The sequence below is a fragment of the bacterium genome, assembly GCA_040753555.1.
Taxonomy (GTDB): Bacteria; UBA9089; UBA9088; order UBA9088; family UBA9088; genus JBFLYE01.
Genome location: JBFMDZ010000067.1, coordinates 1 through 11,167, shown reverse-complemented (window position 1 = coordinate 11,167; position 11,167 = coordinate 1). Strand labels below are relative to the sequence as shown.

7 protein-coding genes are annotated in these 11,167 nt (G+C 38.9%); 1 reads left to right on the top strand and 6 read right to left on the bottom strand.

Features of this window, described 5'->3' with window-relative positions; all coding sequences use genetic code 11:
* Window positions 1–189: 189 nt before the first annotated feature.
* The 6 genes from AB1630_06830 to AB1630_06805 form a co-directional block, all read right to left on the bottom strand.
* Entirely contained in the window at window positions 190–2,202 is a 2,013-nt protein-coding gene (locus AB1630_06830) for an SPFH domain-containing protein (GenBank protein ID MEW6103512.1), read from the bottom strand.
* A gap of 255 nt (window positions 2,203–2,457) precedes the next feature.
* Window positions 2,458–3,444 carry a glutamyl-tRNA reductase gene (gene hemA / locus AB1630_06825; protein MEW6103511.1) on the bottom strand — a complete coding sequence of 329 codons (987 nt, stop codon included), beginning with the start codon at window positions 3,442–3,444 and terminating at the stop codon, window positions 2,458–2,460.
* A gap of 2 nt (window positions 3,445–3,446) precedes the next feature.
* A complete protein-coding gene (locus tag AB1630_06820) occupies window positions 3,447–3,740 on the bottom strand; it encodes a hypothetical protein (protein MEW6103510.1) in 294 nt (97 codons plus the stop codon).
* Window positions 3,741–3,830: 90 nt separating this feature from the next.
* Window positions 3,831–4,520, bottom strand: coding sequence for an anaerobic ribonucleoside-triphosphate reductase activating protein (locus AB1630_06815; protein MEW6103509.1), 690 nt, complete (start codon window positions 4,518–4,520; stop codon window positions 3,831–3,833).
* Window positions 4,517–6,616 carry a ribonucleoside triphosphate reductase gene (locus AB1630_06810; GenBank protein MEW6103508.1) on the bottom strand — a complete coding sequence of 700 codons (2,100 nt, stop codon included), beginning with the start codon at window positions 6,614–6,616 and terminating at the stop codon, window positions 4,517–4,519. The genes AB1630_06815 and AB1630_06810 overlap by 4 nt, the downstream gene beginning before the upstream one ends.
* Before the next feature lie 50 nt (window positions 6,617–6,666).
* A complete protein-coding gene (locus AB1630_06805) occupies window positions 6,667–7,347 on the bottom strand; it encodes an MTAP family purine nucleoside phosphorylase (GenBank protein ID MEW6103507.1) in 681 nt (226 codons plus the stop codon).
* Between the two features lie 135 nt (window positions 7,348–7,482).
* On the opposite strand from AB1630_06805, the gene AB1630_06800 reads away from it, so the two are divergent.
* Window positions 7,483–11,031 (top strand): DEAD/DEAH box helicase, encoded by a 3,549-nt coding sequence (locus tag AB1630_06800; GenBank protein ID MEW6103506.1) that lies wholly within the window; start codon window positions 7,483–7,485, stop codon window positions 11,029–11,031.
* Window positions 11,032–11,167: the final 136 nt, after the last annotated feature.

Genomic DNA, 11,167 nt, shown 5'->3' with positions numbered 1-11,167 from the left:
AGAAGGGCATATGGTTATAGGGATAAGGAGTATATGAAGCTAAAGATTATTCAAGGATGTTCCTCTATGGGTGTCTTTAAACCCTATCCCTATCCTAATGCACCATAATCCGCGATGAGCCGTATTTTTCTACTTTAAATGCCTTTTTGCCTCATTGGGGGGTTAGGAGATGCTCGTGAATTTTATCCTTTAAGGCAATTCCTTCTTTCCAATCTTTCCAAGATAGTTCATCAGGCTTGCCGATAGGCCCTCAAGGCTTCCTGTGCTTCCTGTGCTTAAAACAAGGGTTTCTGGAGCAATTCTTGCCTTTGCCTCAGCCAGAGCAACAATGGCATTAACCAAAGCGGTCTCTGTTTTTCCTAATGCCTCAACCTGACCTTGATAAGCCTTTGCCCTTGCCATTCCAATTGCCTCAACCTCAGCACCCTTAGCAAACCCTGTTTCTCTAATATAGGTTGCCTCTCCATCAGCCTCTGCCTTCCTTGCCCTTGCATTGTTTGATTTTATCTCAATCCCCACCTGTGACCTTGCGAGCTCTGCCTGCTGGTCTGCGGTTCCCTTTGTCTTTTCCATCACTATCCTCTCTTCCTGTGCCTCTTTCTGCTTCTTGTATGTCTCAATTTGTTGATTGGCAATCTCCCTATCGGTAAGGACATTTACAAGTTGTTGGGGAAGGATGACATCCTGGATAAAAACCCCTTTTGTCTCAACATCATATTGTGAAAGGAGGTTCTTGATATGCAAAAATGCCTCCTCCTGAACCTGCTGCCTTGTCTCGATGAACTTAATCGCAGGCATACCCTGAAGCTTATCCCGAAAATGGTTTCCCACCGCACCTTGCAATACCTCATTTACCAGATTCTGGATTGAGCCAACAATGGAGATAACCCGCGGTGCCTTTGTATCAGGGATATGGATTTGTACCTGAAGATCAATTTTAAACTCAAATCCTTCTCTGCTCTTTGCATCTATTGGGTTTAGCTCCTTGTCAAGCTCATGTGCCTTTGAGGTTATGGTTGCCCAATTTAAGGTAAGGATAGAGGTGGGAACAATTATTGCCTCATAACAGCGAGGGTTTATGGGATATTTTCCTGTTCTAAGTGGCTCATTCCATATCCCTCTATATCCAGGCCTAACTAAGGTTCCAAACTTAAATTCTGCCCCTGAAATATCCCTTGTCGGCTTTCCTACATAGGATTTTACCACTGAAACCTCACCCTGCTTTACAATAAGCATGGGAAGCTTTTCCACGCTAACCAAAAATGGATTTAGGTTAAATGCTCCATAAAGAAGGGGGTCATACTGAAGCCCAATCCTTCCTCCTGAATCCAAAAATTTCTGGAAATCCTGGTAATTATTATGAACCTCATTCTTTGTTCCCAAAACCCTTTCAATGATTACATTATCCTCAATATTCTCGGCTACCTCTTCAAAATCACCAATTCGGCTTGCGATTGTCCCGGGGGGTAATGGATTTCCCTCAAATGTTGTAACAATCCCGATCATATCAAGCACCTCTTTATTTCCGCCTGGCTCTGGCTCAATCCTTACTACATTCAATTGCTCCCTCTTAAGCCCGAATGTCTCGGGTGTAATCTCTCCTCTTTTTACATCAATATTAAGCTCGGGCGATATAGGAATCCCATATACCCGCTCCTTTGTTATCACAAGAAATGCAACCGGATGAATGGGAGCTAATGTTCCTGGGGGAAGGACAGGCCTTTGAACACCCTTTTCTCCACCATTTTCAAGGAAAACCCCAATATCGGTAAAATTGCCAAATATGGGATTGTATCTTGCTGATTTTGCACCCACCGGCAGAGGCTTTCCAATCTGGGAGATCACAACCCCTATTTCACCGGCAGGAACCTGAACCCAGGGGTGTTTTTCAACCCGTGATATAGGCCAGAATACCCATCGCAGCCCTGGCATCAATAGCCTTGCCTGATAGCCTGGCTCTCCCTTGAAAGCAATAGGACAATCATTAGTTAATTTTTTTCCGCTTATGGAAAACCTTTTGATGATTAAGCCAACCTCATTTGGACCAATTGAATGGATGGATTTTATAATAATATTGATAAGATTGACAATAATAAAGGCAGAGATGGCAAGAATTACCCCCCATACTATTGGCATTGCCTTAATGAAGGTTATTACAAAAACTACAACACCACAGATTATCCCAATTGCTATTGCCATCATAATCATAATGATATTAAATTCCCTCTCATAATGTCAAATGTTTTGTCGGGATATTTTGACTGCGACTTAAGCACATTGTATCCATTTTTATCCCATTCAAGGGTGTTTGCTAATTTTTCGTAACATGGGTGGAGAGATTTAAGAATTTCTTTCCTTAAGGTTCATTTCCTTTTCTTAAGATTAAGCTCTCATAAGGAAAGAGTTTGCATGCCATCTACCTAAACACATACAAACAAATAAACACATATGTGAACTTTAAAAAATAATGGGAGCAAGGGATTGGATTTCTTCTTTAATGATTTCTTCTGCTTTTTCTCTTTCATCCTTTCTTATTTTCATTGTCCTATCTATAATCCCTTGAAATGAGTCAAGATTATAGAGGAAAACACCAAAAAGATTTCCTATATTTGGCTCAATGTCCCTTGGAACTGCAAGGTCAATTAAAACCAAAGGGTTTTTCCTTTTATCTGGAATGTCCTTTATAATATAATGTGGTGATGATGTTTGAGAGATAACAAGGTTGCATTGTCCTAATTTCTCAAAGCAATCATTAAAATGTAAAGCAATCCCATTAAACCTTTTTGCTAATTCTAATGCCCTTTCAAATGTTCTGTTTCCAACAAAAATGGTTTTTACGCCTTTATCAACCAAATGTTTTAGGGTTATCTCAGAGATTTTTCCTGCTCCAATGACCATCACTGTCTTATCCCTTAAATCCCCCAATTTCTCATAGGCTACATTGCAAGCAATAGATGGGATTGAGTAATTTCCCTTTGCAATATCTGTCTCTGTCCTTATCCTCTTTGCTACTCTGAATGAATGCTGAAACATGGTATTTATCGCTTTACTTGTTGTTTTCTTTTCTTGTGCAAGCCTATAAGCATTCTTAATCTGACCCAATATTTCAACCTCACCAACAACCATTGAATCCAACGATCCTGCAACCCTAAAAAGGTGTGTTAATGCCTCTGTTTGAGAGAAAAAATAAAACTGCTCTAAAAGATTAAGCTCTATTTTAAAGAGGTTTCTTATGTAATCCCTTAATCTTTCTTTTAAGCTATTTTCTGATGAAACTACATAAACCTCTGTTCTATTGCAAGTTGAGATAAGGACAGCCTCATCAAATGTCTTCTTTGCAATATCTATAGCATCTTTAATAGAAGAAGAATTTAAAGCCACCTTTTCCCTCATATCCTCTTTTGCTACTTTATGATTTATTCCAAAAACAGCAAAGCTTTTCATTTTTAAGATATCCTTCTCTTTCCAAGGGTTTTTATAAATTCTTCAATTTTGCTTGTAATGTCAAGGTTTGATGTATAGGAATAAATAGCATTCTCACCCTCTCCCATCTTCTCAACAATACCCATTTCTGCAAAATAATCAAACTCCCTTGCTATATCAGATGGTGGCCTTTTAAGCCATCCCGAAAACTTACTCAGGGTATCCATAGCATAAGGATTTTTTGAAAAGAATATTAAAATCTCAATCCTTGTTAAGATAGCCTCAAATTCCTTTAGCATCCCGTCAATTGTGTTCATCTTTTCCTTTATTAGACGGTTCGGACGGTTCAGACAATTCAGACAGTTGTCTGTCCTCTGTTATCTGAATGTCTGTTGTCTGTCTTGCATTCATATTCCCCTCACAGATACATTGGAAATAAATGCTTCTGCCTCCCTTTTAAACCCCAAAAGGACATCCTTTGGATATGGAGCAATTTTTTCAAAATCAGGGTTCAGGGTTTTTTCATTCCTATATTGCTGAATTACATACTTCTTTGCCCAAGAAATTTCCCTTGCAATTTCCTTTATCTTTTCTAAATCAATTATCCCAGGAACCCCCGTTGTCCTAATTTCATAATCTATTTCCATATTTCTTAAAATCTCTAAAGATTCCTTAATTTTATCTACATCTACTGTAATTCCGCAAGTATTATTGTAATCAGAAAATGTAGATTTAATATCAAGGCTAATATAATCAATAGCCTTGTTTTCTATAAGGCCTCTTAAGACATCTGGAAGATAGCCATTTGTGTCTAGCTTAACAAAAAAGCCTTCGTTTTTAAGCCTTCTGCAAAAATCAGCAAGGTCGTGTTGTATTGTTGGCTCACCTCCTGTAATTACAACACCATCAATAAAGCCCTTCCTCTCAAAAATGGCTTTTAAAATATCCTCTTCATTAAGGCTTGGGATACTGTTTTCTACAAGCTCTTTATTCTGGCAAAATGGGCACCTCATATTACAACCACCTGTAAATATTACAGATGACACCTTTTCTGGATAATCTATTAAAGACACGCCCTGAAAACCTTTTATTTTCAAATCTTATATTCCTTCCTCTCGGAAAACTCCTCCTGCTTTCCATCATTCCATTGCTGAACAGGTCTATAATAGCCAACAACCCTTGAATAGACCTCACATTTTGTATTGCAAAGCCCATTGCCAGAGGATTTTGGACAGGTCCAATGCTTACCCCTTATATACCCATGTATGGGACAAATGCTAAATGTTGGTGTAATAGTAAAATAGGGAAGGGAAAATCGTTCTGCAATCTTTTTAACAAGGACCTTGCACATATTGGGATTGTCTATTTTTTCTCCGATAAAGCCATGAAATACCGTCCCTCCTGTGTATAATGCCTGAAGCTGGTCTTGATGTAAAAGGGCAGAAAACAGGTCATCTGTCCAGCCTACAGGAAGATGGGTTGAATTTGTATAGAATGGCTTGTTTTCTCCTTTTGTAATAATATCTGGGTAATGCTCTTTATCAAGCATAGCAAGCCTGTATGCTGTTCCCTCTGCTGGCGTTGCCTCAATGTTATAGAGGTTGTCTGTTTCCTCCTGGAATTTCAAGATTTTCTCTCGCATAAACTTTAATGTTTTACAAGCAAGCTCCTTTCCTTGCTGGGTTGCAATATCAGACCCAATAAGATTAAAGGATGCCTCATTCATCCCAATCAGGCCAATGGTTGAGAAATGATTTTTCCAATAGCTCCCGAATCTCTCCTTTACAGACAAAAGGTAATGCCTTGCATAGGGATATAGCTCCTCATCCGTTAGCCTTTCAATTACCTTTCTCTTTATCTCAAGGCTTTCTCTTGCAATCTCCATAGTTTTTGCAAGCCTTTCAAAGAAATCTGCCTCATTGTGGTCTGCCTGGTATGCAATTCTTGGAAGGTTTATTGTAACAACACCAATTGAGCCTGTTAGGGGATTTGAACCAAATAAGCCTCCTCCCCTTTTTCTAAGCTCCCTGTTGTCCAATCTAAGTCGACAGCACATACTCCTTGCATCCTCAGGGTCCATATCAGAGTTTATGAAATTGGAGAAATAGGGAATGCCGTATTTTGAGGTTATCTCCCAGAGGGGGGCTAAATTTTCATCATCCCAATTGAAATCAGATGTAATATTATAGGTTGGAATGGGAAATGTAAAAATCCTTCCCTTTGCATCTCCAGAACCCATTACCTCACAGAATGCCCTGTTTATCATTAAAATCTCATGTTTAAATTCAGCATAAGTTGTATCTTGTGGCTTTCCTCCAATTATGACATATTCTTTAGAAAGGTTTCTTGGCGGTGTAACATCCATTGTTATATTTGTAAAAGGGGTTTGAAAGCCCGTCCTTGTTGGAATGTTCATATTAAAAACAAATTCCTGAATACATTGGCGGACATCTTTATAAGATAAGCCATCATAGCGGATAAATGGAGAAAGGAGGGTGTCAAAATTAGAAAACGCCTGCGCACCAGCTGCCTCTCCCTGCAGGGTATAGAAGAAATTGACAATCTGGCCTAGTGCACTTCTAAAGTGCTTTGGAGGCGAAGACTCAACCTTTCCAGATGCACCACCAAACCCCCTGATGAGCAAATCCTTAAGGTCCCATCCGCAGCAATAGACAGACAAAACACCAATGTCATGGATATGGATATCACCAGACATATGGGCATCCTTTATATTTTGTGGATATAGCTTTGAAAGCCAATAGTTGGATGTTACAAGGGAAAATATGTGGTTATTCAGCCCCTGCAAGGAATAGCTCATATTTGAATTCTCCCGAACCCTCCAATCCTGGTTTCCAAGATACTTATCAACCATAGAGACAGCATCAGAGAGAAGCTCCCTTGTTTGCCGTAGCTTTGCATGCTGTTCCCTGTAAAGGATATAAGCCTTTGCAACCTCTGTATAGCCATCCTCAACGAGCATCCTCTCAACAAGGTCCTGGACATTCTCTACAGTTGGAACCCTCTCTTCCTTATAAATAACAGAAAGGGCAGCAACCACCTGCCTTGTAATTTTTGATGCCTTTTTCCTATCAGGCTCTCCCACAGCCTTTGTTGCCTTAAAAACAGCCTCAGTTATCTTCTCAGCATTAAACTGAACAAGCCTTCCATCCCTCTTTCTAATACTTTTAATCATAGTAATTCCCCTCCTTTGCTACTTTGTGCCTTTTCATCGCTTTCTTCTAACTAGATAAACATATTTAAAAACTTTTTCAAAACCCCCATCTTCTTTTTCTGATATTCTTTTATCAGAGAAAAAGAAAGGGGTTCTTCCTTTATCCCATTACAATAATTGTCAACCAGACACAATGAGGCATAAGGTATCTCAAGCTCTTTTGCAATTGTTGCCTCTGATGCTAATGTCATTCCAACAACATCAGCTAGCGTCTTTAAAAACCTTATCTCTGCCTTTGTTTCAAGACGAGGACCTTTTGTCTGGACATAGACACCACCATCAATAGGGTTTATCCCACAAGACATAGCTTTATCTTTAATTAAAATCCTTATTTCTTCATCCAATCCTGGAAGGATATGGACTATTTTTTCATCATAGAGTGTTCTTGTATCCCATAAATTTATATAATCATCGGGGATTAAAAAGTCATCAGGTGTTATATTTTCCTTTAAAGAGCCAACAGAATTTATTGCAATAATACAGGATACGCCAAGGCTTTTTAAACCTAGTATATTCGCACAATGGTTTATCATATGTGGTGGAATTGTTTTATCCTTTCCATGCCGAGGAACAAAGACAATATCTTCCTTTATAAAAAGATGTGCCTTGCCCTTTTCTGTCTCTATCTCCTTTTCACAAAGAGGAGAAAAACCAATCTCATTTGGGCTAAATCCCATAATTATTGCTTTCATTTTATAACCTCAAGCTTACCAAAAATTTTATCTTTTACCATAAAAATATAAACATCCAAGGCTATGTTGTCAATATCCCAACAATTATTCCAAAAGAATAATGAATTACCAATTGTTTTTTTGTATAATATTTAAATGAAAAGGTCTTTTGGTAAAACCTGGTGGGGCAATGCCTGGGTGGAGGCAATGGAAAGGATTGACTACGATACAAATCGGCTTCCAAGGGGTAGAAGCTATGCCAATAATGACAGGGTTTCCTCAATTGAAATTAAGAATGGCAATGTCCTTGCCAGGGTTCAGGGTTCAATGCCAAGGCCATACCGGATAAAGATAGAGCTAAAGAGGTTCCAAAAGCCCCAAATAGACAAGATTAAGGCTTTAATTCCTTCTAATCCAGCAATTGGTGCTGAATTGGGTTTAGGAAGGCTCCCTGAGCAACTCCTTGAGCTCCTTAATCAACAAAAGATATACCTTCTGCCACAATCATGGAAGGATATAGATGCAGAATGTTCCTGTCCTGACTGGGCAAATCCATGCAAACATTTAGCAGCTGTTTATTATATTCTGGCTAATGAGATAGACAAAAACCCCTTTTTGTTATTTACTCTGCGCGGTATGGCACAAGAATCCTTTGCTGGCATCTTAGGACTTCCAACTCAACAATCCGCTCCTGAAGCAAAGAATGCCTTTATCCCCTGGTCAGAGATAAAGGCTGATGAAATCCCTCCTTTCCTTGAACCTCCTTCTCTATCCCTTCCTAATTTTCATCTTGAAAGGCTCTTTTCCTGCCTTGAGGAGAGACCCCTTTTTTATACAGGCCCGGGTAGTTTTAGAGATACGCTTCTTAAGGCAATAAAGGATGTTTCTAAAATAATAGAAGAAATTGAGATTAAAGAGGACAAGCCTCCCTTAAGCGACATAGCCTTCTTTTTATCCTATAAAAAAGATAAAACAGATTTCTTTATGCAGGGTGATAAAATCCCTCCTGAGGTAAAAGGTAAAAACCTTATGGTTAATCTACCCTTTATCCTGGAAGATAAAATAGCATTTAAAAGAAAAAGGTGTCAGGAAATATCAGCATCCCATCTCTTTGATTATTTCTCAAAATTGCCGCTGGTCCTGTCCTATAAAACTTCCCCTTCTTTTAGATTTCTCAATATCGCTACCTGTATTGGCATTGCCTTTATTAAGGCAAGCTCGTTTATACCTGAGATAGTAGAAAAGGAGGAGGGAAAATTCACCATCAGGTATGTGCCGGTAATACAGGGTGAGAAATGCGATGAGATTATCAATTACCTTAAGTCCATTATGCCAGCTAATATGTGTTTCAGGTATGACGACCACTTTATTATGTCAAAAGAGGGTATTGTTGATATATTAGCCTTGATTATTACCTCTTTCATCAACCAGTATAGCGGCCTGGCTGAATGGGTAAGGGAGGACAAGATTTTTCAAACCTTTTTAAAAGGGAAGATTTATAAACCTTTTGGTTTTGAAGAACAGCACACCTCAAAGGCAGTATCAAATTGGCTTACGAGGCTTTCCTTTAGAAAAAAGGATATATGCCCTGTAATAAGGATTGATTGTAAAAGAGGGAATAGGTTTATCTTAAGTATTGATGTGGAAAATAAAAAGGATAGCCTTGCTCCACCTATTTCCCTTGCAGAGGTCTTTAGAAAAGATGTAATATTCTCTTATCCTGCTTCAATTGTAATGCAGGATGTATCAAGCCAAATAATCATTGTTTCTGACTACATACCAGCACTTAAAAATGTTCTCCATAGCAAAGGAGAAACATCTGCTGCTATTACAGCAATTGAGCTGATGGATTTCTTAACCAGCACCCTGGATATCTTGAATATCCTTGGCATAAGGATAGTCATACCAAAGGAGTTAAAAAAGATTATTAGACCCCAGCTGGCAATAAAAACAGCGGTAAAGGGAGAGGTTGTTTCATATCTTTCTCTTGAGGGCATGCTCAATTTTTCCTGGGAAATAGCCATAGGCGATAAGAGCATTTCTAAAGAGGAATTTCTTAAGCTCGTCAAGTCTTCAAGTGGTATTGTCAGATTTAAGGATACTTATCTTATGCTTGAGCCTGAGAATGTCCAGAAGCTCCTTGATAAACTTAAAAAACCCATACCCAAAATGTCATCGTTTGAGGTAATTGCCTCCGGCCTTAGTGGTGAGTATGAAGGGGCATTATTTAATCCTGATGAGGCTTTAAAAAGGGTGATAGATGACATTAGAAAGATAGAAGATATACACCTTCCTTCTACACTAAATGCGAGTTTAAGACCCTATCAGGAGCGAGGATTTCGCTGGCTTTACAGTAATATGGATAAGGGTTTTGGCTCCTGTCTTGCGGATGATATGGGCCTTGGTAAAACTATTCAGGTAATATCACTTATTTTGAAACTCAAAGAGGAAAACAGGCTTTCTGCTCCAGCACTTGTTATCTGCCCTACCACACTGGTAGGAAATTGGCAGAAGGAATGTGAAAGATTTGCACCCTCTCTTAAAACCTGGATTTATCACGGCACAGCCAGGGAATTTTCTACTGATAATTGTGATGTCTTTATCACCACCTATGGTCTGGTGAGGCGCGACAGGGAGAAATTTGAAAAGGCTAAATGGTCCCTGGTAGTGATTGATGAGGCACAGAATATTAAAAATCCTGAAGCAGACCAGACTAAGGCAATTAAATCAATCAAGGCAGACTCTTCTATCGCTATGACAGGGACACCTGTTGAAAACAGGCTTTCTGAATTATGGAGCATCTTTGATTTTATAAATAGGGGTTATTTGGGAGGGCTTTTGAAATTTAAAGGAAACATTGCCATACCCATAGAAAGATACAGGGATAGGGATAAGATTGAAAGGTTAAGGCTTATTACATCTCCATTTCTTTTAAGGAGGCTTAAGACAGATAAATCTATTATCCAGGACCTACCTGATAAAATAGTCTTTGACGAATATTGCTACCTTACTAAAGAGCAGGCCAGCCTTTATAAAGAGGTGGTAGATAAGACAATGAAAGTGATTCAAAAAAGCGAAGGCATAGAAAGAAAAGGGTTAATATTTAAACTAATCACCTCATTAAAACAGATATGCAATCATCCGGTGCATTACTCAAAAAGGGGTAAGATAATTAAGGAGCTTTCAGGTAAGACAGAAAAGACGATGGATATTATTGAAAGGATTAGGGATATAGGAGAAAAGGTCATTATTTTCACCCAATATAAAGAAATGGGAGACCTCCTTGATAAAGTGATAACTAATGATCTGCAGGAAGATATACTCTTTTTCCATGGAGGATTACCAAGGATAAAGAGGGATAAGATGATTGAAGATTTCCAGGCATCTCCCTCAAAGGGGATAATGATTCTATCGCTTAAGGCAGGAGGAACAGGCTTAAATCTTACCTCTGCCACAAATGTTATCCATTATGACCTGTGGTGGAATCCAGCAGTAGAGGCGCAGGCAACAGATAGAACTTACCGCATAGGCCAGGAGAGAAATGTAATTGTTCATCGGCTCATAACAATAGGCACATTTGAAGAAAAGATAGATGAGATTATAAAATCAAAGAAGGAGCTGGCTGATTTAACTGTATCCGTAGGAGAACAATGGCTCACAGAGCTTTCGGACAAGGAGCTAAAGAATATATTTAGCCTTAAGTAATAATTATTTGGTAACTATTCAGTCATTACAGAGAGAAACGGAGAATGGATGAATTGGAGAGAGGGAGAAGGGGAGAAAGGGAGAATCTTAAGAAGGGGAGAAATTTCTCCGTTTCACAGAAAAAGGGGAGAATGGG

Excerpts from the sequence above, each read along its gene's own strand:
- AB1630_06800 (MEW6103506.1), top strand. The coding sequence starts at position 7,483 with ATGAAAAGGTCTTTTGGTAAAACCTGGTGGGGCAATGCCTGGGTGGAG.
- AB1630_06810 (MEW6103508.1), bottom strand. The coding sequence starts at position 6,616 with ATGATTAAAAGTATTAGAAAGAGGGATGGAAGGCTTGTTCAGTTTAAT.
- AB1630_06820 (MEW6103510.1), bottom strand. The coding sequence starts at position 3,740 with ATGAACACAATTGACGGGATGCTAAAGGAATTTGAGGCTATCTTAACA.
- AB1630_06805 (MEW6103507.1), bottom strand. The coding sequence starts at position 7,347 with ATGAAAGCAATAATTATGGGATTTAGCCCAAATGAGATTGGTTTTTCT.
- AB1630_06830 (MEW6103512.1), bottom strand. The coding sequence starts at position 2,202 with ATGATGGCAATAGCAATTGGGATAATCTGTGGTGTTGTAGTTTTTGTA.
- hemA (MEW6103511.1), bottom strand. The coding sequence starts at position 3,444 with ATGAAAAGCTTTGCTGTTTTTGGAATAAATCATAAAGTAGCAAAAGAG.